Here is a 25,864-nt window from a genome sequence, read left to right as displayed (position 1 = left end):
CGCTGCTCGCCCACCACTACCGCTCCGACTGGGAGTGGACGGCCGACCAGCTGGACGCCGCGACCGCGCGCCTGGAGCGCTGGCGCGCCGCCGCCGACGCGCCTGCGGGGCCGTCCGCGTACCCGGTGCTGGAGGCCGTCCGGGAGCGCCTGTCCGACGACCTGGACGCGCCGGGCGCGCTGGCCGCCGTCGACGCCTGGGCCGACGCCGCCCTCGCGGGCACCGGCGACGACGCCAAGGCCCCCGCCCAGGTCCGCGCCCTCACCGACACCCTCCTCGGCATCGCCCTCTGACGCACGAGCCGAAAGCCCCGTCCAAATGGACGGGGCTTTCGCACGCCACCCGTCCACCCCTCGGCTGCCACACAGCCCACACGCTCAGAGAGCCCACGCGCTCAGAGAGCCCTCGTGGTCACAGGGCCCACGTGGGCATGGCGGGCGGGCGGTCAGCGGGGCCGCGGGATCATTCGGGCGTGGAGAGGGTTCGGGCCTGGCGGGCGCGGTCGGCTTTGCGGGCTATGCGGTGGCGGGAGCGCCAGAGGAGGAGCGGGACGCCGGCGCGGCGGAGGCGTCCGGGGACGAGCCGGTAGAAGAACGCGCCGGTGCGCAGCAGGAACCACAGGAACCGGTCGCGGCGCGGTCCCCACGGCAGGCCGTACTGGACGCGGATGGGCTCGGGCAGCAGTCCGGCGGTGACGAAGCGGTTGAACCACATCGCGGGCCAGAGCCAGCGGAGCTTGCGGGACCACAGCACCTCGCGCATGACCTCGCGGCCGGTGTCGGTGACCTCCAGCGAGGCGATCATGCCGTCGAAGTAGCGGCGGAACTCCTCACGATCGGCGGGCTGGGCGTCCTCGGGGCAGCCGAGGACCTCGGCGACGTAGCGGGCCTGGTGCACGTAGGCGGCGCCGAGGTCGCCGCTGGGGGAGCGGAGGATCTCCTCGTACACGTACAGCGCCGCGTCGGTGAGGGTGGCGTTGACCCACGCCTGGAGGGCGGGGTCGTTGCCGGAGTAGCCGGGGCCGGTGATCCGGTCGTGCAGGCGGCGCAGGCCCTGCCCGAGGCGCGCGGCCTCCTCGTCCGTGCCGAACGCGACGATGGTGAGGAAGTCCAGCGTGCCGAACAGCCGGTCCAGGGGGCGTTCGCGCAGGTCGCTGTGGTCGGCGACACCCTGGGCGATCTTCGGGTGGGCGACCTGGAGGAGCAGCGCGCGGCCGGCGGCGAGCATCACGGCGGGCTCGGCGGCGAGCAGCCGCAGCGCGTCGCGGTCGCGGACGGCGGCGGGGGCCTGGGAGGTCACGCGGAGTCCTTCCGCAGGGAGCGGGGCCCGCCCGGGCACGTGTCCGGACGGCCGGTAAGTGAATGCTTGCGCACCCCGCGCCCCGCGTGCAACCCCCTCCCGCCATCCCGCCGGCAAAGCGTCCGCCCCCGCACCGGCCTCCCGGCCCGCGCCCGCCTCGGGCCGGAAGCCCGCCGCGTGCCCGGACGTCCGCCGCGTGCCCGGGCGTCGGCCGCGCGCGGACGGCTCTCGCGCGGATGCCCCGGGCGCAGATGCCCCGGGCGCGGACGGCTCGGGCGCGGACGGCTCGCGTGCGCGGGCCGGGGGGCCGGGCGGGTCAGCCGGCGTCGCGGCGGCGGAGGTAGCGCTCGAACTCGCGGGCGATGGCGTCGCCGCTGGCCTCGGGCAGCTCGGTCGCGTCCTTCTGCTCCTCCAACGTGCGGACGTACTCGGCGACCTCGGAGTCCTCCTCGGCGAGCTCGTTCACGCCGTTCTCCCAGGCGCGCGACTCCTCGGGCAGGTCGCCGAGGGGGACGGCGACGTCCAGCAGGTCCTCCACGCGGCGCAGCAGCGCCAGGGTCGCCTTGGGGGACGGGGGCTGCGCGACGTAGTGCGGGACGGCCGCCCACAGCGACACCGTCGGCAGCTCGGCCTTGGCGCACGCGTCCTGGAGCACCCCGAGGATGCCGGTCGGGCCCTCGTAGCGGGCGGGTTCCAGGTTCAGCGACTCGACCATCGCCGAGTCGTTGGCGGCGCCGGTCACCGGGACGGGGCGGGTGTGCGGGGCGTCGGCCAGCAGCGCGCCGAGCAGCACCACCTGCCGCGCGCCCAGCTCGCCGATCTTGTCGACGATCTCGCGGCAGAACGACCGCCACCGCATGTTCGGCTCGATGCCGTGGACCAGCACCGCGTCCCGGCCGGACGGCAGCCGGGCGCGGGAGATGCGGGTGGTGGGCCAGGAGATGCCGCGGGTCTCCCCGTCGATCATCTCCACCATCGGGCGGGTGACCTGGAAATCGTAGTAGTCGTCGGGGTCCAGTTCGGCGATCGGCGTCGCGTCCCAGACGTTCTCCAGGTGGGTGATCACCCCGCTGGCCGCCTCGCCCGCGTCGTTCCACCCTTCAAAGGCGGCCACGACGACCGGGTCGACCAGTTCCGGCACGCCTTCAAGCTCGATCACGCGCTGCCTCCTTCCGACGCCCGGTAAAGCGTCACCGGGGGACCGTCCATTCCCGGGGTTCGGGGGCCCCGATCATGATCGGTAGGTGTCAGCCTACGTCCTGACCCAGAACTACCCCACCCCTTGCCGGTCCAGACCTCGCCGGGGGTCGCCCGGCGGGCCCGGGCGCGTCACGATCGGGTCACTTCCCGTCGGTGGTGTGCACGATCAGCACGTCCACGGGGGAGCGGTGCGACAGGTTCGCCGGGACGGAGCCGAGGAGCCGGCCGGCGAGGCTGTTCAGCCCGCGGTTGCCGACCACCACCAGGTCGGCCTTGCGGTCCCGGGCCACCCGGGAGATCACGTCGACCGCGTCGCCCTCCACCGCGACCTGGTCGATGTCCGTGGCGCCCTGCGCGACGGCCCGCTCCCGGGCGGCGCGCAGCGCGTCGTCGGCGGGGGTGGAGCCCTGCACCTTGTAGGCGAGGTCGCCGAGCTGGTCGGCGGCCGACTGCCGGGCCCGCTCGGGCATCGGGGTGTAGGCGGTCGCCAGCAGCAGCGTCGCGCCGGTGGCGGCGGCGAGCTGCGCGGCGCGGTCGACCGCGCGGAAGGAGGAGTCCGACCCGTCGGTGCCGACGAGGATGGTGCGGTAGGCGCTCACGGCCGCTCCCTTGTCTGTGGGCGTCACGCCCGCCTTGCGGCGTCACGCTGCCAGTGGTCGTTACCCGTTGGTAGACACTGGCCGAACGTTAGCGGTCCGATCACCCATCCGTCACGGGGATCACAGGCGGGCGGCCCGCGTTCGCCCGATAAGGTGGGGCCCCATGAGCACTCCCACCGCCGCTTCGCTGCGCCAGGCCCTGAAAGATCGCGTCGTCGTGGCCGACGGGGGCATGGGGACGATGCTCCAGGACGCCGGACCCACGTTGGACGACTTCCAGGGGCACGAGGGCTGCAACGAGATCCTCAACGTGACCCGCCCCGACATCGTCCGGTCGGTCCACCGCGCCTACTTCGACGCGGGCGTGGACTGCGTGGAGACCAACACCTTCGGCGCCAACCTCGGCAACCTCGGCGAGTACGGCATCACCGAGCGGATCTACGAGCTGGCCGAGGCCGGCGCGCGCCTCGCCCGCGAGGTCGCCGACGACTTCGCCACCCCGGACCGCCCCCGCTGGGTGATCGGCTCGGTCGGCCCCGGCACCAAGCTGCCGACGCTCGGGCACGTGTCGTTCGGCGAGCTGCGCGACGCCTACCAGCTGAACGCGCAGGGCCTGATCGAGGGCGGCGCGGACGCGATCCTCGTCGAGACCTGCCAGGACCTGCTGCAGGCCAAGGCCGCCCTCATCGGCGCCAAGCGCGCCATCGCCGCCGCGGGCGCCGACACCGTCCTCATCGGCCAGGTCACCATCGAGCAGAACGGCGCGATGCTGATGGGCTCGGAGATCGGCGCCGCGCTCACCGCGCTGGAGCCGATGGAGCTGGACCTGATCGGCCTGAACTGCGCGACCGGGCCCGCCGAGATGAGCGAGCACCTGCGCTACCTGGCCCGGCACGCCCGGATCGGGCTGAGCTGCATGCCGAACGCGGGCCTGCCCGAGCTGACCTCCGACGGCGCCCGCTACCCGCTCACCCCGGACGAGCTGGCGGGCGCGCACGACACCTTCACCCGCGAGTTCGGCCTGTCGCTGGTCGGCGGCTGCTGCGGCACCACCCCCGAGCACCTGGCCAAGGTCGTCGAGCGGGTCCGCGGCCGCGAGGTCGCCGCCCGCCGCCCCCGGCACGAGGCGGGCGCCGCGTCGCTGTACCAGCACGTCCCGTTCCGGCAGGACACCTCCTACCTGGCGATCGGCGAGCGCACCAACGCCAACGGCTCCAAGGCGTTCCGCGAGGCGATGCTGGAGCGCCGCTGGGACGACTGCGTGAAGATCGCCCGCGACCAGGCCCGGGACGGCGCGCACATGCTGGACCTGTGCGTCGACTACGTCGGCCGGGACGGCGTCGCGGACATGAAGGAGCTGGCGTTCCGGTTCGCCACCGCCTCCACGCTGCCGGTCGTGCTCGACTCCACCGAGGTCGACGTGATCATCGCCGGGCTGGAGATGCTCGGCGGCCGCGCGGTGATCAACTCGGTGAACTTCGAGGACGGCGACGGCCCCGGGTCCCGGATGGCGCGGCTGATGCCGGCCGTCCGCGAGCACGGCGCGGGCGTGGTCGCGCTCACCATCGACGAGGAGGGCCAGGCCCGCACCGCCGAGAAGAAGGTCGAGATCGCCGTCCGGCTGATCGAGTACCTCACCTCGCAGTGGGGTGTGGACGTCGGCGACATCATCATCGACACCCTCACCTTCACCATCGGCACCGGCCAGGAGGAGTCGCGCCGGGACGCGCTGGAGACCATCGAGGCGATCCGCGAGCTCAAGCGCCGCTACCCCGATGTGCAGACCACCCTCGGCCTGTCGAACGTGTCGTTCGGCCTGAACCCGGCCGCGCGGATCGTGCTGAACTCGGTGTTCCTGCACGAGTGCGTCGACGCCGGCCTCGACTCGGCGATCGTGCACGCCTCCAAGATCCTGCCGATGAACCGGATCCCGGAGGAGCAGCGCAAGGTCGCGCTCGACATGGTCTACGACCGGCGCTCGGAGGGCTACGACCCGCTGCACCGGTTCATGGAGCTGTTCGAGGGCGTCGACACCGCCGCGATGAAGGCCGACCGCGCCGCCGAGCTGCTCGCGCTGCCGCTGTGGGAGCGGCTGAAGCGCCGCATCGTCGACGGCGAGCTGGACGGCCTGAACGCCGACCTGGACGAGGCCCTCACCCAGCGGCCCGCCCTGGAGATCGTCAACGACGTGCTGCTGGACGGCATGAAGACCGTCGGCGAGCTGTTCGGCTCCGGCCAGATGCAGCTGCCGTTCGTGCTGCAGTCCGCCGAGGTGATGAAGACCGCGGTCGCCTACCTCGAACCGCACATGGAGAAGGTCGAGGGCGACGGCGGCAAGGGCCGCATCGTCCTGGCGACCGTCAAGGGCGACGTCCACGACATCGGCAAGAACCTCGTCGACATCATCCTGTCGAACAACGGCTACGAGGTCGTGAACATCGGCATCAAGCAGCCGATGTCGGCGATCCTCGACGCCGCGCGCGAGCACCGCGCGGACGTGATCGGCATGTCCGGCCTGCTGGTCAAGTCCACGGTGATCATGAAGGAGAACCTGGAGGAGCTGAACAGCCGCGGCCTGGCCGAGAACTGGCCGGTGCTGCTCGGCGGCGCCGCCCTCACCCGCGCCTACGTCGAGCAGGACCTCGCCGAGCTGTTCGACGGGCAGGTCCGCTACGCCCGCGACGCCTTCGAGGGACTGCGGCTGATGGACGCGTTCATGGCCGTCAAGCGCGGCGTGGAGGGCGCGGCGCTGCCGCCGCTGCGCGAGCGCCGGGTGAAGAAGGGCGCGACGCTCCAGGTCACCGAGCCGGAGGACATGCCCGCCCGGTCCGACGTCGCCGCCGACAACCCGCTGCCGAAGACGCCGTTCCTCGGCGACCGGATCGTCAAGGGCATCGCGCTGGCCGACTACGCCGCGTTCCTGGACGAGCGCGCGACCTTCATGGGCCAGTGGGGCCTGAAGCCCGCCCGCGGCGGCGACGGCCCGTCCTACGAGGAGCTCGTCGAGACCGAGGGGCGGCCCCGGCTGCGGATGTGGCTGGACCGCATCCAGACCGAGGGCCTGATCGAGGCCGCCGTCGTGTACGGCTACTACCCGGCCGTGTCCGAGGGCGACGACCTGGTCATCCTCAACGAGGACGGCTCGGACCGCGAGCGGTTCACCTTCCCGCGCCAGCGCCGCGACCGGCACCTGTGCCTGTCGGACTTCTTCCGCTCCCGCGAGTCGGGCGAGACCGACGTGGCCGCCTTCCAGCTCGTCACCGTCGGCTCCAGGATCGCCGAGGCGACCGGTGAGCTGTTCGCCAAGAACGCCTACCGCGACTACCTGGAGCTGCACGGCCTGTCGGTGCAGCTCACCGAGGCGCTGATGGAGTTCTGGCACGCGCGGATCCGCGAGGAGATGGGCTTCGGCGCCGACGACTCCGGCGACATCGAGGACTTCTTCAAGCTCGGCTACCGCGGCGCCCGCTACTCCTTCGGCTACGCCGCCTGCCCGGACCTGGAGGACCGCACCAAGCTGGTCCGGCTGCTCCAGCCCGAGCGGATCGGGGTGTCGCTGTCGGAGGAGCTGCAGCTGGTCCCCGAGCAGTCGGCGGACGCCCTGGTCGTCCACCACCCCGAGGCCAAGTACTTCAACACCTGATCGGCACCGGGCACGCCGGAGCTTCAACACCTGATCGGCGGTCCGACACCGGCCCGACACCCGCGCGATTCGGCGCGTCACGCCGCCTGACCTACCCTTGACCTCCGGGAACGAGGGAAGGGCAGGCGGCGTGACGCTGGGCGCAGGGCAGGTTCCGCAGGCGGTGCTGTTCGACATGGACGGCACGCTCATCGACTCCGAGCGGCTCTGGTACGAGACCGAGACCGAGGTGATGGAGCGCCTCGGCGGGGAGTGGACACCGGACGACCAGGCGAAGCTGATCGGCGGCAACCTCGCGGTCGCCTCGGACTACATGGTCCGCCGCGCCGGCACCGACGTCCCGGCCGAGCAGGTCGGGCGGTGGCTGATGGCCGGGATGCTCGACCGGATGCGCACCAACGTGCCGATGCTGCCCGGCGCCAAGGAGCTGCTGGTCGGGGTCCGCGCGGCGGGCTTCCCGACCGCGCTGGTCACCTCCACGCACCGCGCGCTGCTGGAGCCCGCCCTGGATGGCATCGGCCGCGACCACTTCGACCTGACCCTGGCCGGGGACGAGGTGTCCCGCACCAAGCCCGACCCCGAGCCGTACCTGACCGCGTGCGCGCGCCTCGGCGCCGACCCGGCGCGCTGCGTCGTGCTGGAGGACTCGCCGAACGGCCTCGCCTCGGCGGAGGCGGCGGGCTGCCGGACGGTCGCGGTGCCCGGCTTCGTCGTGATCGGCGACGCCCCGGGCCGCACCCGGGTGGCGTCCCTCGCCGAGGTGGACGTGCCGTTCCTGCGCTCCCTGTTCGCCTGACACGCGCCTTTCACTCTGACTTGTCCCTGAGTTCGCCTGGACGCCCTCGAACGCCCGAGCGACCCTCTCAGCCCCTCCGGCAGCCCCTCACCGGCAGCCGTCGCCGGCAGCCCTCGCCGGCTCCTCGGCGGCTCCTCGTCAGCCCTCGTCCGGCCCTTCGGGGGTCCGGTTCGCCGTCCGCTCCGTCCGGCCCTTCGAGGATGCGGTGTTCGGGCAGGGCGCGGGGGGCCGGGGCGTCCCTGACGTGGGGTAGGGGTGGATCACGCGTGAGGAGGAGGCGCGGCGCGGGGCAAACCGTTCGAGCGGAGGAGAGCCACATGCCGTCCGGCGTGTGAGTATGGGAGCCGAGAGCAGCACGACCGAGCCTGGGGGCCGCCATGAGCGACGCAGCAATCTTCGCGATCAGCCTGGGGGTGACGCTCGCCGGCTTGGTCGCCAGCTGGGGCGTCTACCGGCGGCGCGGCGCGGCGTCCGGCGCGCGCGGGGCGGCGCTGAGCCTGATCCCGCTGGCGGCGGCGATGACCGGGGTGACCAAGTTCTTCACCGACCTGGTGTTCAGCCCTGTGAAGTGGGCCGGTGTGGCGGTGGCGGGCCTGGCGGTGGTGCTCTACCTGGCGTCCGGCGCGGCCTTGAGCCGCCGCTCGGTGACGGAGGGTGAGCGTCCGGAGGGGTCCCGGAAGGCGCCGAAGGAGCGCCGGACGGGCGCGGGCAAGGCACCCAAGGGCGCGGTCGGGGGACCCGCGCCGACGGCGGGCGACCCGGATCTGGCCGAGATCGAGGACATCCTCCGCAACCGCGGGATCAAGTAGCGACCGGCGGGGGCGGGGGTCCGGAACGTTCCGGACCCCCGCCCTTGCCGCGTCCGGGCCGCCGTGCCGCATGTGCCGGCCGGGGCCCGAGTGACCTGCGGGTACGCGGCGGGGCGCGCTCCGGGAGGGGGCGCGCCCCGCCGTTTTCGCGTCCCGGCGCCCGGGACCGCGGACGATTCATCTCAAAACGGACTCGGTCCGATAAAGCTTGCCGGTCGGAGCCGTGTTCCGCTTGCCCGGACGGGTGGGGAGAATCGTACGCTCTGAGCACTTTGTCCGATGTGTTGTCCATCTCACGTGTGCCCTAGATGACGACGAGATCACAAGTCAGATACGGGTACTGGCATCAGCGGCTTCACGGATGGACAGTCGTGGCCGAAGCACTAGTTTTCCCTCCAGCAAACGCGGTGTAACGGGCACGAACAGCGGATGATCTCCGCTGCCGAGCGGCGCCGCCGCAGGCGTGTGGCCCAAAAGTAGGAGGTACGGAGCGTGACCGCACCGATCGAGGCGACCGGGGCGCAACAGGAGGCCCAGCCGGATGCCGTCCTCGCCGGCTTGGAAGGCAAGGCGATCCAGGGTCGCTCGCTCGGGCAGATCGCCTGGATGCGACTCAAGCGGGACAAGGTGGCGCTGGCGGGCGGAGTCGTCATCATCCTGCTCATCCTGATCGCGGCCTTCGGGCCGTTCCTGGTGCAGGACCCCCTGAAGTACCACCAGGGCCTGGTCGACCCGACGTACAACCGCCCCAAGAGCGGCTTCTGGCACTCCGGTGTCAGCGCCGACCACTGGCTCGGCGTCGAGCCGGGCAACGGCCGCGACATGCTGTCCCGGATCGTGTACGGCGCGCAGATCTCGCTGCTGATCGCCTTCCTCGCGACCATCCTGTCGGTCGTGATCGGCACGATCATGGGCGTCACCGCCGGCTACTTCGGCGGCTGGGTCGACACCCTGATCAGCCGGGCGATGGACGTGTTCCTCGCCTTCCCGCTGCTGCTGTTCGCGATCGCCCTGGTCGGCGTCGTCGGCAGCGGCGGCTCGGCCTTCGGCCTCGAAGGCAACGACCTGCGCAAGGGCGTGCTGATCTTCGTGATCGGCTTCTTCAACTGGCCGTACATCGGCCGCATCATCCGCGGGCAGACGCTGTCGCTGCGCGAGCGCGAGTTCGTCGACGCGGCCCGCAGCATGGGCGCCAAGCCGGGCTACATCCTGTTCAAGGAGCTGCTCCCGAACCTGGTCGCGCCGATCCTGGTCTACTCGACCCTGCTGATCCCGACCAACATCCTGTTCGAGGCGGCGCTGTCGTTCCTCGGCGTCGGCATCAACCCGCCGACCGCCTCGTGGGGGCACATGCTGTCCGACGCGGTGCCGATCTACAACTCGGACCCGTGGTTCATGGTCGTGCCGGGCATGGCCATCTTCATCACCGTCCTGGCCTTCAACCTCCTGGGTGACGGCCTTCGTGACGCTCTCGACCCCCGGGCTAAGTGACCTCGGGTTTTACCCTCAAGTGAAGGGGTGCGCCTGCACATGAAGAAGATCAGACCAATCGCGGCACTCGCTGCCGGCCTGGTCGCCACCACCGGCCTCGCAGCCTGCGGTGGCGGTTCCGGGGGCTCCAACAAGGGAGCCGGGTACAACGCGGCCACCGACAAGGTCATCAACCAGTCGGACAAGAAGGGCGGGACGCTCCGTTTCGCCATCTCCGACGACTTCGACTCGCCGGACCCGGGCAACACCTACTACGCCTGGTCGCAGAACTTCGTCCGCCTGTACGGGCGCGGCCTGCTGACCTTCAAGCCGGCCGCCGGCTCGGAGAGCAACCAGGTCGTCCCGGACCTCGCCCAGGGCCCGGGCACGCCGTCCGACGGCGGCAAGACCTGGACCTACAAGCTGCGTTCGGGGGTGAAGTACGACGACGGCACGCCGGTGACGTCCAAGGACGTGAAGTACGCCGTCGAGCGGTCCAACTTCACCGACGAGCTCCAGCTCGGCCCGAAGTACTTCAAGGCCTACCTCCAGGACAACACCCCGGCCTACAAGGGTCCCTACAAGGACAAGAGCCCGCAGGGCCTGAAGTCCATCGAGACCCCGGACGACAGCACCGTCATCTTCCACCTGTCGAAGCCGTTCTCGGAGTTCGACTACCTGGTCGGCATGGCGCAGACGATCCCGGTGCCGCAGGCCAAGGACAAGGGCCTGAAGTACGAGCAGGCGATCGTCTCGTCCGGCCCGTACAAGATCGACTCGTACCAGCGCGGCAAGTCGATGACGCTGTCCCGCAACCCCAACTGGGACCCGTCCACCGACCCGATCCGCAAGGCGCTGCCGGACCGGATCGAGCTGCAGCTCAAGCAGTCCGGTGACGACATCGACAACCGCCTGCTGGCCGGTTCGCTCGACGTCGACGCCGCCGGCGTCGGCGTGCAGTCCGGCACCCAGGGCAAGCTGCTCAGCGACCAGACCAAGAAGGCCAACACCGACAACCCGCTGCAGGGCTACCTGCGGTTCGCGTCGATGAACCTCCACGTCGCGCCGCTGGACAACGTGCACTGCCGCCGCGCCGTGCAGTACGCCACCGACAAGGTCGCCATGCAGTCCGCCTACGGCGGCCCGCTGGCCGGCGGTGACGTCGCCACGACGATCCTGCCGCCGAGCATCGTCGGGTACACCAAGTTCGACAAGTACCCGCAGAAGTACAAGCAGGGCGGCGGTCTGGACGACTCCACCCTCGCGCAGGCCAAGTCGGAGCTGCAGCAGTGCGGCAAGCCGACCGGCTTCAAGACCAAGATCTCGGCCCGTTCCGACCGGCCGAAGGAAGTCGCCATGGCGCAGGCCATGCAGCAGGGCCTCAAGCAGGTCGGCATCCAGACCGAGATCGTGCAGTACCCGGCCGGTGACTACTTCAACAAGTACGTCGGCGCTCCGAAGTTCGTGCACGACAACGGCGTCGGCATCATGCTGATGGCGTGGTCCGCCGACTGGCCGACCGGTTACGGCTTCCTCTCGCAGATCCTCGACGGCCGGGCCATCAAGCCCTCCGGCGGCAACAACCTGCCCGAGGAGAACAACCAGAAGATCAACGACCTGTTCGACCAGGCGATCGGGAACACCGACAAGGAGGCCCGCGCCAAGATCTACGGCCAGATCGACCAGATGGCCATGGACGACGCGGTCGACATCCCGATCATCTACGCCAAGGCGCTGCTCTACCGTCCGCCGAACGTCACCAACGTCGGCATCACCCAGGGCTACGGCGGTATGTACGACTACCTGAACATGGGTGTCAAGAAGTAGTAGCGGCCCCGCTACTCGAAGTCCTGAAGGCAGGTGAAGGCGACGCCCGCCGACCGGAGGTGACCCACCGGTCAGCTCCGGTCGGCGGGCGATGCCGCGCATAGTGTTCGCATATCTCATCAGGCGCCTCATCGGGGCCGTCATCATGCTGCTGATCGTCAGCGTGGTGGTGTTCGGCATCTTCTTCGGCATCCCGAAGCTCGTCGGACAGACCAACGACCAGTTGGCCGCCTCCTTCGTCGGCAAGGCCCCGACGGCCGAGGCCATCGCGCAGACCAAGCACCGGCTCAACCTGGACAAGCCGATCTGGGTGCAGTACGGCAAGTGGATCCAGGGTGTCGTCGCGGGCCAGGACTTCAACAACGGCCCGTCCAAGGAGCACTGCTCGGCGCCGTGCTTCGGCTATTCGTTCAAGAACAACCAGGCCGTCCTGCCGCAGCTGGAGGACCGCGCGCCCGCGACGCTGTCGCTGGCGGCCGGCGCCGCGATCATCTGGCTGCTGTCCGGCGTCGCGACCGGCATCCTGTCGGCGCTCAAGCGCGGCAGCATCTGGGACCGCGCGGCGATGGTGATCGCGCTGGCGGGCGTGTCGCTGCCGATCTACTTCACCGGCCTGCTGTCCATGCAGATCTTCTCCTACAACCTCGACGTGCTCCCGGGCGGCGGCAGCTACGTGCCGTTCTCGCAGAACCCGGGGACGTGGTTCCAGTCGCTGATCCTGCCGTGGATCACGCTGGCGTTCCTGTACGCGGCGACCTACGCGCGGCTCACCCGCGCCGGCATGCTCGAGACGCTCGGTGAGGACTACATCCGCACCGCGCGCGCGAAGGGCCTGGCGGAACGGGCGGTCATCGCCAAGCACGCGCTGCGCTCGACCCTGACGCCCATCCTCACGGTCTTCGGCATGGATCTGGGTCTGCTGCTCGGCGGCGCGGTGCTGACCGAGCACACCTTCGGCATCCCGGGCCTCGGCCAGCTGTCCATCGACGGCATCGTCGGCAACGACCTGCCCGTGGTGCTCGGCGTGACGCTGGTCGCCGCGCTGTTCATCGTGGTGGCGAACCTGATCGTGGACCTGCTGTACGCGGTCATCGACCCGAGAGTGAGGCTGGGCTGATGAGTGACGCCAAGCGCCCCGCCGAGACCCTCAACGGCGGACCCGCGGAGGTCAACGCCGGTACCGCGCCGTCCTCCTCGTTCCTCGAACTGCGCGACCTGAAGATCCACTTCCCGACCGACGACGGCCTGGTCAAGTCCGTGGACGGGCTGTCGTTCAAGCTGGAGCGGGGCAAGACCCTCGGCATCGTCGGCGAGTCCGGCTCCGGCAAGTCGGTCACCAGCCTCGGCATCCTCGGCCTGCACAACCGGCGCAACGCCAAGGTGTCGGGCGAGATCTGGCTGGATGGCACCGAGCTGGTGTCGGCGTCGGAGGAGCAGGTCCGCCGGCTCCGCGGCCGGAACATGGCGATGATCTTCCAGGACCCGCTGTCGGCGATGCACCCGTTCTACACCGTCGGCGCGCAGATCATCGAGGCGTACCGGGTGCACAACGACGTGTCGAAGGCGGTGGCGCGCAAGCACGCCATCGACATGCTCGGCCGCGTCGGCATCCCCAAGCCGGACAAGCGGGTGGACGACTACCCGCACCAGTTCTCCGGCGGCATGCGGCAGCGCGCCATGATCGCGATGGCGCTGTCCTGCGACCCGGAGCTGCTGATCGCCGACGAGCCGACCACCGCGCTCGACGTGACCGTGCAGGCGCAGATCCTGGACCTGATCCGGGACCTGCAGCAGGAGTTCAACTCCGCGATCATCATGATCACCCACGACCTGGGTGTGACCGCGGAGCTGAGCGACGACGTGCTGGTCATGTACGGCGGCCGGTGCATCGAGCGGGGCACCGCCAACGAGGTGTTCCACGAGCCCGAGCACCCCTACACCTGGGGCCTGCTCGGCTCGATGCCGCGGCTGGACCGGCACCGCAGCGAGCGGCTGCAGCCGATCCCCGGGTCCCCGCCGAGCCTGATCAACCTGCCGCAGGGCTGCGCGTTCAACCCGCGCTGCCCCTACTCCGACCAGACCGGCGGGCTCAGCACCAGCGAGCGCCCGGAGCTGCGGGAGACCGCGGCCGGGCACCTGGTGGCCTGCCACCTGCACGCGGACAAGCGGCGGCAGATCTTCGCCGACGAGATCCGGCCGAAGCTGTGACCCCGCGGATGGCGCACGCCGGTGCCGGACCGGCCCGGCGTGCCCTGCCCGTGGAGCCCGGCGCACACCCGGGGGACCCGCTCCCCCCTAGCAAGATCGCGGAGACATCGTGAGCACATCGCAGAGCCCGGCGGGCGACACCGCGGCGCCGGCCGGCGCGGGCCGGACCGGCGAGACCCTGCTGGAAGTGACCGACCTGCGCAAGCACTTCCCGGTGACCGCCGGGCTGCTGCGCCGCCAGGTCGCGACCGTGAAGGCGGTCGACGGGGTCAGCTTCTCGGTCCGCAAGGGCGAGACGCTCGGCCTGGTGGGGGAGTCCGGCTGCGGCAAGACCACCACCGGCCGGATGATCATGAAGTTGCTGGACTCGACGTCGGGAAAGATCACGTTCGAGGGCCACGACATCACCAAGTACTCGCCGGGCCGGATGCGCCCGCTCCGGCGGGACATCCAGATGATCTTCCAGGACCCGTACTCGTCGCTGAACCCGCGCAAGACCGTCGGCGCGATCGTCGGGGCCCCGTTCCGGCTGCAGAACATCCAGACCGAGAACGGCATCAAGAAGGCCGTGCAGGAGCTGCTGGAGCTGGTCGGGCTCAACCCCGAGCACTACAACCGCTACCCGCACGAGTTCTCCGGCGGCCAGCGGCAGCGCATCGGCATCGCCCGGACCCTCGCCCTCAAGCCGAAGCTGATCGTCGCCGACGAGCCCGTGTCGGCGCTGGACGTGTCGGTGCAGGCGCAGGTGGTGAACCTGCTGGAGGACCTGCAGGACGAGCTCGACCTCACCTACGTGGTGATCGCGCACGACCTGTCGGTGGTCCGGCACATCTCCGACCGGGTCGCGGTCATGTACCTCGGCAAGCTGGTCGAGATCGCCGACCGGGACGACCTGTACGAGCGTCCCATGCACCCCTACACCAACGCGCTGCTCTCGGCGGTGCCGATCCCCGACCCCGCCGAGCGCGAGGGCCGGGAGCGGATCCGCCTGCAGGGCGACGTGCCGAGCCCGCTGGACCCGCCGCCCGCCTGCCGCTTCCACACCCGCTGCTGGAAGGCGCAGGACATCTGCAAGCAGGTCGAGCCGCCGCTGGTCGAGCTGTCGCCCGGCCACATGACCGCCTGCCACTTCCCGGAGAACACCACGGTGTCGGAGACCGACGTGGTCGCCAAGGCCGCGGTCTCCCCGGAGGTCGACTGACGGTCCCCGGGACGGGACGACCGGGAGCTCGTCCCGTCCCGACCCGCTGAACACGCGTCACCTGCACAGCGACCGGCCCGCACGGACCCCGTCCGTCCGGGCCGGCCGCTTTCCCACACCCGCGCCCTTCCCGCCCCCGCGACTGCCATGCCTCCGGACGCCTGCCCCGAGCGGCGGCCCAGGCGGACGCGCGAACGTGGCGCAGCGCAGTGCCACTGCACGCAGGCCGCCAGGCGCGCCGCCACTGCACGCAGGCCGCCAGGCGCGCCGCCACGCGGAAGCCCCGTTGGCGCTGTCGCGTGGTGGCCCCGGGTGGCGCCGTTGCGTGGGGCATCGGGGGCGCAGCCATGCGGAGGCCCGGGCGCGTCCTTCGGCCGAGGGCCCTGGGCATGGGAAAAGCCGCGGCCCCGGGCGGGTGCTCGGGGCCGCGGTGTGGGGGTGCGGGTTTGTCACTCGGTGGAGATGGCCTTGAGGACGTCCATGCGTCCGGCGCGCCAGGCGGGCCACAGCGCCGCCAGGACGCCGATCACCGCCGCGACCACCAGGTAGGTGATGAGCGTCCCGACCGGCACCGACAGGACGTTCAGGCCCTGCTTGCGCAGCGCGTGCTGCAGCGCGGCGCCGAACGCGACGCCGATGCCGATGCCGAGGACGGCGCCGAACACCGCGATCACGACCGACTCGGCGCGGATCATGCGGCGCAGCTGCCGGCGGCTGATCCCGATCGCGCGGAGCAGCCCGATCTCCCGGGTCCGCTCGATCACCGACAGCGCCAGCGTGTTGATCACTCCGACGGCGGCGATGATCACCGACATCACCAGCAGGATCGTCAGGAACGACACGAACCCGTCGATCTGCTTGCGCGCGTCGGCCTTCAGCGTCGCCTGGTCCTGCACCTTCACGTCCGGACGGGCCGACAGCGTCTGCTCCAGCGCGTGCTTGGTCTCCGCGCCCGCCTTCTTCGCGTTCACGATGATCACCTCGACCGACGGGTCGGCGGTGTGCGCGAGGTAGGCGCCCTCGTTGATGACCCGGCCGCCGAGGAACTGGTTCTTGGCGTAGATACCGGCGATCTTCAGCGTCTCGGTCTTCCCGTCGGGGAAGAGCAGCGGTACCGACGATCCGACCGTCCAGGAGTTGTGCTTGGCGGTGTCCTCGTCGACGAACATCCCGTCCCGGGGGAGCGTCTGCGACCCCGACACGAACTTCGCGCGCGTCCCCGACAGCAGCTCGGCGGTGTCACCGGCCGAGTACGACACGCGCTTCCCGGAGACCTTCGCGCTGCCCGAGTACACCGCGCCCGCCGCGGTCACGCCGTCGGTCTTCTTCACCTTCGCGACCAGCTCGGGCGACAGGCCGCCCGCGCCGTTCGGCTCGATCACGTAGTCCGCGCCGAACTGCTTGTCGACCTGCGACTCCACCGACGACCGCATCGACGACCCGAGCACGTTCACCGCCGTGATCAGCGCCAGGCCGATCATCAGCGCGGACGCGGTCGCCGCGGTGCGGCGCGGGTTGCGCAGCGCGTTCTGCCGCGCGAGCCGGCCCGGGGTGCGCAGCAGCCGCGCGAACGGCCAGCCCAGCACCCGCACCGCCGGCTTGCTGATCACCGGGGCGAGCAGCGCCACGCCGAGGAACACCGCGAACGCGCCCGCGCCGACCGGCACCGCCGGGTTCGACACGTGCCCGAACAGGCCGAGGCCCATCAGCGCCGCGCCCGCCAGCGTCAGCAGCGACCCCAGCGCCAGCCGGATCCGCATCGACCGCTGCGGCAGCGCCACGTCGTCGCGCATCGCCGCGACCGGCGGGACCTTCGCCGCGCGCCGCGCCGGGAAGTACGCCGACACGACCGTCACCACGATCCCGACGGTGTACGACCAGATCACCGGCGTCACGGTGAACGTCAGCGACCCGCCCGACCCGGTCGTGGACTGCAGCAGCTCCGCCAGCCCGACCCCGGCGAGCAGCCCCAGCGTCGACCCGACGAACCCGACCGCGACAGCCTCGCCGATCACCGCCCGCGTCACCTGCGAGCGCGCCGCGCCGATCGCGCGCAGCAGCGCCAGCTCGCGGGTGCGCTGCGCGACCAGCATCGAGAAGGTGTTGAAGATGATGAACGCCCCGACGAAGATCGAGATCAGCGCGAACACCAGCAGGAACGTCCGGAAGAAGCTCATGAACGACGCGACCTGCGACTTGTTCTCATCGCGCAGCTTGGCGCCGGTGACCGCCTCGGTCCCGGACGGCAGCACCTTGGCGACCCGGTCCCGCAGCGTCGCCTCGTCCGCGCCGGTCGAGCCCATCCGGATCTCGCTGTAGTAGCCGGGCTTCAGCAGCAGCTTCTGCGCGGTGGTCGTGTCGAACGCCACCAGCGTCGCGCCCATCATGTCGCCGATGTCGGCGGTGCCGACCAGCGTCGCGTGCTGCGGACCGGACTTCACCAGCACCGTCACCGCGTCGCCGAGGTTGTACCCGGCCTTCTTCGCCGACGCCTTGTCGATCACGACCTCGCCCGCCGCCTGGGGCGCGCGCCCCGTCGCCAGCCGCGCGATCCCGTCGCCGGTCCAGTTCGTGCCGAGCTGCGGCGGGCCGTTCTGCGCCGACCCGACGACCTTCCCGTTCCGGCCGACCAGCGCCGCGTACCCGTCGACCGTGCCGACCGGGTCCTTCACGCCATCGACCGTCCGGAGCTTCGCCAGCACCGCCTGCGGCACCGGCGGACGCGCCTCCCCGTCGTTCCCCGAGTCGACCACCTTCACCGACCGGACGTCGACCGCGACGTTCGTCCCGATCCGGTTGAACAGGTCGTCGAACCGCTTGTTCATCGTGTCGGTGAACACCAGCGTCCCCGCCACGAACGCCACACCCAGGATCACCGCGACGGCCGTCAGGACCAGCCTGATCTTGTGCGCCGCGAGGTTGCGCAGGGTCACCCGCGCCATCGGAACCGCACTCATCGCGCCGAGACCCCCGGCAGCTCGAAGCCCTTCATCCGCTCCAGCACCCGCTCGGCGGTCGGCTGCGCCATCGTGTCGACGATCTGCCCGTCGGTCAGGAACAGCACCTGGTCGGCGTACGCCGCCGCGGACGGGTCGTGGGTGACCATCACGATCGTCTGCCCCATCTCCCGCACCGACGAGCGCAGGAACTCCAGCACCTCCGCGCCCGACCGCGAGTCCAGGTTCCCGGTCGGCTCGTCCGCGAAGATGATCTCCGGGCGGGACGCCAGCGCCCGCGCGCACGCCACCCGCTGCTGCTGCCCGCCCGACAGCTCGCTCGGCCGGTGCTTCAGCCGCGGCCGCAGCCCCACCGTGTCGACCACCCGGTCCAGCCACTCCGGATCGGGACGCCGCCCCGCGATGTCCATCGGCAGCGTGATGTTCTCCAGCGCCGTCAGCGTCGGCACCAGGTTGAACGCCTGGAAGATGAACCCGATCTTGTCGCGGCGCAGCCGCGTCAGCGCCTTGTCCTTCAGCCGGGTCAGGTTCGTGTCGCCGATGAACACCTCGCCGTCGGTCACCGAGTCCAGCCCCGCCATGCAGTGCATCAGCGTCGACTTGCCCGACCCCGACGGGCCCATCACCGCGGTGAACCGGCCGCGCGGGATCCCGACCGTCACCCCGTCCAGCGCGATCACGCGGGCGTCGCCGGACCCGTACACCTTGGAGATCCGCTGCGAGCGCGCGGCGAAGTCCCCCGCCCCGGGCGCGGGCGCCGCGTCGGTCGTCGAGCGGGCGGAATCAGTCACGTGAGCTCCCTCTTGGTCGAACGCTGTCGAACGCAGTTGAACGCTGTCGAATGCCGGACGCCGTCGCGCCGCCGGACACCGCCGGACCCGGGACGGGCGGATCGGATCAATGTGATCCGGTCCACACGAAACAGTAGGAGTTCGAGCGCCGCGGGGCATGACCCGAGGGAACGGACTTTCGACTCCACCCAGGGCAGGAGACGCCGCGCCGCCATCGTCCGCTGGGAGTAGACCCCCCGGAGCCGTCCCCCAGGGAAACCGATCAGGGACGCCGCAGCAGGACGAAACGGACGCCCTGCTCGTCCGGTACGGAGGCCCCTCGGGGGATACCCCGGTACGACCCGCCGCGGATTACCGGAGAGCCACGCCGGTTACCGGGACCGCCTACCGGCCACCCGGAGAGCGCTTGTCACTCGGTAGGCGTACCGGTCATCCGGGAGGCGCATCGGGCACCGGCGGCCGGATACGGGTCGGCGCGACGGCCGCGCCTGGCGCGACGGCCGCGCCTGGCGCGCTCCGGGGTCACTGCTGGCCGGGGCGGCTCATCCCGGTCTCGTACGCGTACACGACCGCCTGCACCCGGTCCCGCAGGCCCAGCTTCGCCAGCACGTTCCCCACGTGCGTCTTCACCGTCGTCTCGCTCACCACCAGGTCGGCGGCGATCTCCGCGTTCGACTGCCCCCGCGCCACGTGCGACAGCACCTCCCGCTCCCGCTCGGTGAGGGTGTCCAGCCCCGGCGGGGGAGCGGAGTCCCGCACCGCCGGCAGCCGCGTCGCGAACCGGTCCAGCAGCCGCCGCGTCACGCTCGGCGCCACGATCGCGTCGCCCGCCGCCACGATCCGGATCGCCTGCACCAGGTCCTCCGGCGGCGAGTCCTTCAGCAGGAACCCCGACGCGCCCGCCCGCACCGCCTCGATCACGTACTCGTCCAGGTCGAACGTCGTCAGGATCAGCACCTTCGGGTCGTGCGACGCCGCACCGTCCCGGATGATCCGCCGCGTCGCCTCGATCCCGTCCACACCCGGCATCCGGATGTCCATCAGCACCACGTCCGGCAGCAGCGACCGCGTCAGCTCCACCGCCGCCGCGCCGTCGCCCGCCTCACCCACCACCGCCAGGTCGGGCTCGGCCTCCAGAATGAGCCGGAACCCCGTCCGCAGCAGCGGCTGGTCGTCCACCAGCAGCACCCGTACCGTGCTCACGCCGCCACCGTCCCGTCCGTCCACGCGCTCCACGCCCTACCCGCACTCCACGATCCACCGGTCACCCTACGCCGCCCCGGCCCCCGGCACGGCACCGCCACCGGCCCCGCACCACCCCGCACGACCAAGATCACACCCTGCGGCGGGCCCGCCCCTCTCACGCCGACAGCGGGAAACGCGCCCGCACGCCGAAACCCCCGCCGACCCGCGGCCCGATCCGCAGCTCCCCGCCGTACAAAGCCACCCGCTCGTACATCCCGACCAGCCCGTGCCCCGGCTTGTCGCCGTTGTCCGCCACGATCGTCGCCGTCCCGCGCCCGTCGTCCTCGATCTCCACCGTCAGGTCCTCACCGGTGTAGCGCAGCCGCACCCACGCCCGCGCCTGCGGACCCGCATGCTTCAGCGTGTTCGTCAGCGCCTCCTGGATCAGCCGGAACGCCGCCACGTCCACCCCCGGCGACGGCGTCCGCGCCTCACCCTCGATCCACAGCTGCACCGACAGCCCCGTCTCCCGCACGTGGTCCAGCAGCTCACCGAGATCACCCAGCCCCGGCTGCGGCGCCAGCTCCCCCCGCGCCGCCTGCTCGTCCCGGTCGGTCCGCAGCACCCCCACGATCCGCCGCATCTCGCTCAGCGCCGTCCGCCCGACCTCCTCGATCGTCGACATCGCCTCCCGCGCGCCCCCCGGGTCCCGGTCGATGATCCGCCGCGCCGCGCCCGCCTGCACCGTCATCACGCTCACATGGTGCGCCACCACGTCGTGCAGCTCCCGCGCGATCCGCGACCGCTCCTCGATCCGCGCCGCCCGCGCGTCCGACCCCCGCGCCCGCTCCAGCCGCGCCGCCCGGTCCTCCAGCTCGGCGAAGTACGCCCGCCGCATCCGCAGGTTCCGCCCCAGCACCCACACCCCGACCACCAGCGTGTTGTTGGTCAGGAACGTCATCAGCCCCGGATCGACCGGGAACGACCACAGCAGCGCGTTGAACACCACCAGCGCCGCGACCCCGCCCAGCACGCTGTGCGCCAGCGCCCGGTGCGCCGCCACGCTGTAGATCGCCAGCATCACCGCCACCACGTCCGGGATGGACGGCGGGTACACCCACGCCGCCAGCATGCACTCCCCGACCAGCACCACCGCGAGCGTCACCAGCGGGAACAGCCGCCGCCACGCCAGCGCCAGCGTGATCACCGACACGACCACCGCCTGCCGCGCGTCCGGCTCGGCGAAGTACCGCACCTCCTCCGCCGACCGGTGCGAAAGGAACAGCTCCGGCAGCCCCACCGCCAGCAGCGCGAGCGCCAGCACGGCGTCGGCCGCCTGCGGCCGCGCCGCCAACCATGCACGGAAAGTGCGAAGACCACGGATGCGGGGTGACACGTCTTCACCCTAGGAGGTCGCACCAGGTCTCTTGCCCTCCTGCGCGGCGATCCGCACTCCTCCCCAAGAAGGAGGTCCCCTCCAGGCAACCCCCCACCAGCCCCCCGGCGCCGCCGGGGATCAGCCGCCGTGGATCAGCCCACCGGTGCCGCCCGAGGACTCGCCGGTACCATCCGCGGCCCAGGCACCAGGCCTCCGGGGGGGCGGACGCCTGGACCTCGGCCTCCTGGAGATCAGACGCCCCGGTGCCGCGTGCGGGCGTCAGGCTCCGGGCCTCCCCGGGATCAGACGCCCTAGGACGGCGTGAGTGTCACGGGATCAGACGCCCTAGGACGGCGTGGGGGGCCCGGGACCAGACGCCCCGGGCGGCGTGGGGTCACGGGGATCAGACGTCCGGGTTGCGCAAGGGTCACTGGCTGAGGTGCCCAGGGGCCGCGCGGGGGTCAGGCCGCAGCCTCCTCGCTGCCGGGCTCTCCCCGAGGTGCCCAGGGGCCGCGCGGGGGGTCAGAGGTCGTCGTGGCCGGGCGCAGGCTCCGAGACGATCCGGTCCCGCTTCACCGGGACGGTCGGCAGGGGCGGCGGCGTCCCGCCGAACTCCGGGCAGCGCTGCTTGTGATCGCACCAGTCGCACAACCGGGACGGACGCGGACGCCACTCACCCGACTCGGTCGCCCGCCGGATCGCCAGCCACAGCGCCTCCACCTTCCGCTGCGTCGCCCGCAGATCCGCCTCGTCCGGCGAGTACCGCAGCACCTCGCCGTTCCCCAGGTACATCAGCTGCAGCAGCCGCGGCACCTCACCCCGGAGCCGCCACATCACCAGCGCGTAGAACTTCATCTGGAACAGCGCCCGCGCCTCGAAATCCGCCCGCGGCGCCGTACCGGTCTTGTAGTCGACGATCCGGACCTCACCCGTCGGCGCGACGTCCACCCGGTCGATGTAGCCGCGCAGCCGCAGCCCCGACTCCAGGACCGTCTCCACGAACAGCTCCCGCTCAGCGGGCTCCAGCCGCCGCGGATCCTCCAGCGAGAAGTACGACTCCACCATCCGCCGCGCCTCGGCCAGCCAGCCCTCCCGCTCGGCGTCGCCCGCCGCGTCCGCCTCGAACAGCCCGGCCAGCTCCGGCTCCTCCGCGCACAGCCGCTCCCACTCCGGCCCGAGCAGCTGCAGCGCCGCCGCCGGGGTCCGTCCGCCGGTCGGCAGGTCGTACAGCCGCTCCAGCACCGCGTGCACCAGCGTGCCCCGCACCGCCGCCGGACTCGGCTTCTCCGGAATCCGGTCGATCACCCGGAACCGGTACAGCAGCGGGCAGGTCATGAAGTCACCCGCCCGCGACGGCGACAGCGACCCCGTCACCTCCGGATCGACCGCCCCCGCCGTCCCGGCCGCGGTCGGAGTCCCGGACGCCTCGGACGCCGGCGCCTCCGCCGCCTCCGGAACGCTCGCCGCGCCCGCCGCGCTGGCCGTGCCACTGCCGGTCCCGGTCGTCGTCATGCCCAGCAGGGTAGGCGACCCCGCCGACGAAATCCCGCACCGCCGGGCCACGCACCGCCCGAGGAGCGGAACCCGCCCCCCGGGGCCGTAGCATCGACAACGTGACTGACAGCGCACCCGTGACCGACGGCGACAGCGGCCCGACCGGCTCCGGACCGTCCGGAACCCCCGGCGGCGAGCCCGCCGGCCCGCCCGCGGCGCCCGCCCAGCCGACCCCCACGGAACCGCCGTCCACCCCGCCGTCCAGCACCAGCCTCCCGAACACGCCGCCCGAGCCCCCAAGCCCGGCGGCCACCCCCGCCACGCCCGCAGCCACCCCTGCAGGCCCGCCCAGCGAACCCGCACCGCCCACCACCTCTGACACCCCAGCCGACGCAGCCCCAGCGGCTCCGGCAGGGAGCCCTGCTGACGCCGCCCCCGCAGCCCAGGCGAGCAGCCCTGCCGACGCCAACCCGGCGTCCTCAGCAGGCAGCCCTCGCGACGCGGCCCCTTCGGGCGGCCCTGCTGACGCCGCCCCAGCGGCCCAGGCGGATGACTCTGCTGACGCCGTCCCTGCGGCCCAGGCGGATGTTCCTGCTGACGTAGCCCCTGCGGCTCCGGCGAGGAGCGCTGCTGGCGTAGGCCCTGGGGGCGGGACTGGGGCGCCGGTGGTCGGCTCAGGCTCTGGTGCCGCGGCCTCGGATGGGACAGGTGGGGCCGGGGCCTCGGGGGCGCGCGGGGCGTCCGGGGGGAGCGGGGCCTCGGGGGCGCCGTCCGGTGGGGGCGGCGGGGGAGCGCGGCCGCCCGGGATTCCCATGGGACGGCCGTTCGGCGTGCCGGTGTTCGTCTCGCCCAGCTGGTTCCCGATCGCGCTGCTGGTCACCGTCCTGTTCGAAGGGCAGGTCAGCGACGCCATCGGACGGCCCGCCAGCTACCTGGTCGCCTTCACCTACGCCCTGCTGCTGTACGGGTCGGTGTTCGTCCACGAGCTCAGCCACGCCGTCACCGCCCGCGGCCTCGGCCTGCCCGTCCGGTCGGTGACGCTGAACATCCTCGGCGGCGAGACCTCCATCGAGCGCGAGGCCCCCACACCCGGACGCGAGTTCCTCATCGCCTTCGCCGGACCGCTGGTCAACTTCGTCCTCGCCGCCGCCGGCATCGCCGCCCATTACCTGCTGCCGATGCCGCCCGTCGCGAGCCTGCTCGTCGACGCGCTCACCATCGCCAACCTGCTGGTCGGCGCGTTCAACCTGCTGCCCGGCCTGCCCCTGGACGGCGGGCGCCTCGTCCGCGCCGCCGTCTGGAAGATCACCGGGCACGCCCGCAGCGGCGCCGTCGCCGCCGCCTGGATCGGCCGCGGCGTCGCGATCGCCTGCCTCCTCACCGGCGTCTGGCTCGCGTCCCTGCCCGGACGCGGCGTCGGCTGGCTCGCGCTGCTCTGGTCGGCGATGGTCGCCTCCACCATCTGGATCGGCGCCACCCACGCCCTGCGCGCCGAACGCGTCCGCGACCGCATCCCGCTGCTGTCGGCGCGCCGCCTCGCCCGCCGCGCCACCCTCGTCACCGCCGACACGCCCCTCGCCGAGGCCGTCCGCCGCGCCCACGAGGCCCAGGCCGGCGCGCTGATCGTCACCGACCACCACGGGCGCCCCCTCGGCCTGGTCAGCGAGAAGGCCGTCACCGCCACCCCCGAGCAGCGCCGCCCCTGGGTCACCGTCGGCGACCTGTCCCGCGGCCTGGAACCCGACCTCGCCCTGTCCGCCGACCTGGCCGGCGAGGCCCTCATCAACGCCCTGCGCCGCGCCCCGGCCACCGAGTACCTGCTGCTCGAACGCGACGGCGGCGTCTTCGGCGTCCTCGCCGTCTCCGACGTCGACCGCGCCTTCGCCGGAATCTGACCGCCCGCCGAGCCCCGGGCCCCGCCGGAGCCCCCGGGCCGCCCGCCGGACGCGCCGAGCGGTCCCGGACGCCCGATAACCTTGACCCCCATGAGCGAACCCACGCCGCCGACCGCCGGCGACACCAGCACCACCCCCGCGCAGGCCCCGGCGACCGGCCGGATCCCGCACGGCCCCTTCCGCCCCGGCGACCAGGTTCAGCTCACCGACCCCAAGGGCCGCATCAACACCATCACCCTGCAGCCCGGCAAGCAGTACCACTCCCACAAGGGCAGCATCGAGCACGACACCATCATCGGCAGCCACGAAGGCACCGTCTTCCGCTCCAGCGGCGGCACCGAATACCTCGCCTTCCGGCCCCTGCTGTCCGACTTCGCCGTCCGCATGCCCCGCGGCGCCGCCGTCGTCTACCCCAAGGACGCCGCGCAGATCGTCGCCCAGGCCGACATCTTCCCCGGCGCCCGCGTCATCGAGGCCGGCGCCGGATCCGGCGCCCTCAGCTGCTTCCTCCTCCGCGCCGTCGGCGAGCACGGCACCCTCTCCTCCTACGAGCGCCGCCCCGACTTCGCCGACATCGCCCGCGCCAACGTCGAGAAGTTCTTCGGCGGCCCCCACCCCTCCTGGAAGCTCACCGTCGGCTCCCTCGAGGACTCCCTCACCGAGACCGAGGTCGACCGCGTCGTCCTCGACATGCTCGCCCCCTGGGAGACCGTCGACGCCGTCGCCAAGGCCCTCATCCCCGGCGGCCTCGTCTGCGCCTACATCGCCACCACCACCCAGATGTCCCGGATCGTCGAGGAACTGCGCGGCCACGGCGCCTTCGCCGAGCCCTACGCCTTCGAGACCATGCTCCGCTCCTGGCACGTCGAGGGCCTCGCCGTCCGCCCCGACCACCGCATGGTCGGCCACACCGGCTTCCTCGTCACCGCCCGCCGCCTCGCCGACGGCGTCACCCCGCCGCTGCGCCGCCGCCGCCCCGCCAAGGGCGCCCAACCCGACCCCACCAGCACCGCCACCGCCCCCACCGGCCCCGGCGACACCCCCGCGGACGACCCCGCCGACGCGCCCGGCCACGCCGAGTCCTAGATCACAATCAGGTCACCGCAACCCCA

18 protein-coding genes and 1 pseudogene are annotated in these 25,864 nt (G+C 72.1%); 11 read left to right on the top strand and 8 right to left on the bottom strand.

All coding sequences use genetic code 11. The annotated features are described in order from the left end of the window. A pseudogene (locus FHU30_RS39460) lies at window positions 1-293 on the top strand (cysteine--1-D-myo-inosityl 2-amino-2-deoxy-alpha-D-glucopyranoside ligase); the annotation flags it as partial. 169 nt (window positions 294-462) lie between these two features. Here FHU30_RS39460 and FHU30_RS39455 read toward each other — a convergent pair. From FHU30_RS39455 to FHU30_RS39445, 3 genes are all read right to left on the bottom strand, one after another. Then, window positions 463-1,299, bottom strand: coding sequence for an oxygenase MpaB family protein (locus FHU30_RS39455; RefSeq protein WP_253882820.1), 837 nt, complete (start codon window positions 1,297-1,299; stop codon window positions 463-465). Between the two features lie 316 nt (window positions 1,300-1,615). Beyond that, on the bottom strand, window positions 1,616-2,458 hold the full coding sequence (locus FHU30_RS39450) for a PAC2 family protein (protein ID WP_253882819.1): 843 nt from the start codon (window positions 2,456-2,458) through the stop codon (window positions 1,616-1,618). A 181-nt stretch (window positions 2,459-2,639) separates the two neighbouring features. Further along, a complete protein-coding gene (locus FHU30_RS39445) occupies window positions 2,640-3,098 on the bottom strand; it encodes a universal stress protein (RefSeq protein WP_253882818.1) in 459 nt (152 codons plus the stop codon). A 163-nt stretch (window positions 3,099-3,261) separates the two neighbouring features. Between FHU30_RS39445 and metH the strand changes: the two genes are divergently transcribed. From metH to FHU30_RS39405, 8 genes are all read left to right on the top strand, one after another. Further along, window positions 3,262-6,741, top strand: a complete 3,480-nt coding sequence (gene metH, locus FHU30_RS39440; RefSeq protein ID WP_253882817.1) for a methionine synthase — start codon at window positions 3,262-3,264, stop codon at window positions 6,739-6,741. A gap of 130 nt (window positions 6,742-6,871) precedes the next feature. Continuing rightward, window positions 6,872-7,537, top strand: a complete 666-nt coding sequence (locus tag FHU30_RS39435) for an HAD family hydrolase (protein WP_308211479.1) — start codon at window positions 6,872-6,874, stop codon at window positions 7,535-7,537. 377 nt (window positions 7,538-7,914) lie between these two features. Next, window positions 7,915-8,346, top strand: coding sequence for a hypothetical protein (locus FHU30_RS39430; protein ID WP_253882816.1), 432 nt, complete (start codon window positions 7,915-7,917; stop codon window positions 8,344-8,346). A 492-nt stretch (window positions 8,347-8,838) separates the two neighbouring features. After that, the gene (locus tag FHU30_RS39425) at window positions 8,839-9,837 is read left to right on the top strand and encodes an ABC transporter permease (protein ID WP_253882815.1); all 999 of its coding nucleotides are present in this window, start codon (window positions 8,839-8,841) and stop codon (window positions 9,835-9,837) included. A 39-nt stretch (window positions 9,838-9,876) separates the two neighbouring features. Then, window positions 9,877-11,643 (top strand): ABC transporter substrate-binding protein, encoded by a 1,767-nt coding sequence (locus FHU30_RS39420; RefSeq protein WP_253882814.1) that lies wholly within the window; start codon window positions 9,877-9,879, stop codon window positions 11,641-11,643. Between the two features lie 103 nt (window positions 11,644-11,746). Further along, window positions 11,747-12,760, top strand: a complete 1,014-nt coding sequence (locus tag FHU30_RS39415; RefSeq protein WP_253882813.1) for an ABC transporter permease — start codon at window positions 11,747-11,749, stop codon at window positions 12,758-12,760. Further along, a complete protein-coding gene (locus FHU30_RS39410) occupies window positions 12,760-13,851 on the top strand; it encodes an ABC transporter ATP-binding protein (protein WP_253882812.1) in 1,092 nt (363 codons plus the stop codon). The genes FHU30_RS39415 and FHU30_RS39410 overlap by 1 nt, the downstream gene beginning before the upstream one ends. Window positions 13,852-13,960: 109 nt before the next feature. Further along, the gene (locus FHU30_RS39405; protein ID WP_308211478.1) at window positions 13,961-15,052 is read left to right on the top strand and encodes an ABC transporter ATP-binding protein; all 1,092 of its coding nucleotides are present in this window, start codon (window positions 13,961-13,963) and stop codon (window positions 15,050-15,052) included. A 449-nt stretch (window positions 15,053-15,501) separates the two neighbouring features. Here FHU30_RS39405 and FHU30_RS39400 read toward each other — a convergent pair whose 3' ends face one another. The 5 genes from FHU30_RS39400 to FHU30_RS39380 form a co-directional block, all read right to left on the bottom strand. After that, entirely contained in the window at window positions 15,502-17,994 is a 2,493-nt protein-coding gene (locus FHU30_RS39400) for an ABC transporter permease (protein ID WP_253882811.1), read from the bottom strand. A gap of 11 nt (window positions 17,995-18,005) precedes the next feature. After that, window positions 18,006-18,800 (bottom strand): ABC transporter ATP-binding protein, encoded by a 795-nt coding sequence (locus tag FHU30_RS39395; RefSeq protein WP_253882809.1) that lies wholly within the window; start codon window positions 18,798-18,800, stop codon window positions 18,006-18,008. 522 nt (window positions 18,801-19,322) lie between these two features. Then, a complete protein-coding gene (locus tag FHU30_RS39390; RefSeq protein WP_253882808.1) occupies window positions 19,323-20,003 on the bottom strand; it encodes a response regulator in 681 nt (226 codons plus the stop codon). A gap of 157 nt (window positions 20,004-20,160) precedes the next feature. Beyond that, window positions 20,161-21,339, bottom strand: a complete 1,179-nt coding sequence (locus tag FHU30_RS39385) for a sensor histidine kinase (RefSeq protein WP_253882806.1) — start codon at window positions 21,337-21,339, stop codon at window positions 20,161-20,163. Between the two features lie 546 nt (window positions 21,340-21,885). Further along, window positions 21,886-22,875 carry a RecB family exonuclease gene (locus FHU30_RS39380; protein WP_301324286.1) on the bottom strand — a complete coding sequence of 330 codons (990 nt, stop codon included), beginning with the start codon at window positions 22,873-22,875 and terminating at the stop codon, window positions 21,886-21,888. Window positions 22,876-23,669: 794 nt separating this feature from the next. On the opposite strand from FHU30_RS39380, the gene FHU30_RS39375 reads away from it, so the two are divergent. Then, complete coding sequence (locus FHU30_RS39375; protein ID WP_253882805.1) at window positions 23,670-24,752, top strand: site-2 protease family protein; 1,083 nt, start codon at window positions 23,670-23,672, stop codon at window positions 24,750-24,752. A 90-nt stretch (window positions 24,753-24,842) separates the two neighbouring features. Beyond that, window positions 24,843-25,838, top strand: a complete 996-nt coding sequence (locus FHU30_RS39370) for a tRNA (adenine-N1)-methyltransferase (RefSeq protein ID WP_253882803.1) — start codon at window positions 24,843-24,845, stop codon at window positions 25,836-25,838. Window positions 25,839-25,864: the final 26 nt, after the last annotated feature.

Origin of the sequence: Actinomadura rupiterrae (assembly GCF_024172125.1) — a bacterium.
Classification (GTDB): Bacteria; Actinomycetota; Actinomycetes; order Streptosporangiales; family Streptosporangiaceae; genus Spirillospora; species Spirillospora rupiterrae.
Note: the sequence above shows the minus strand (reverse complement) of the source record. Positions and strands in the feature narration are given on the sequence as shown.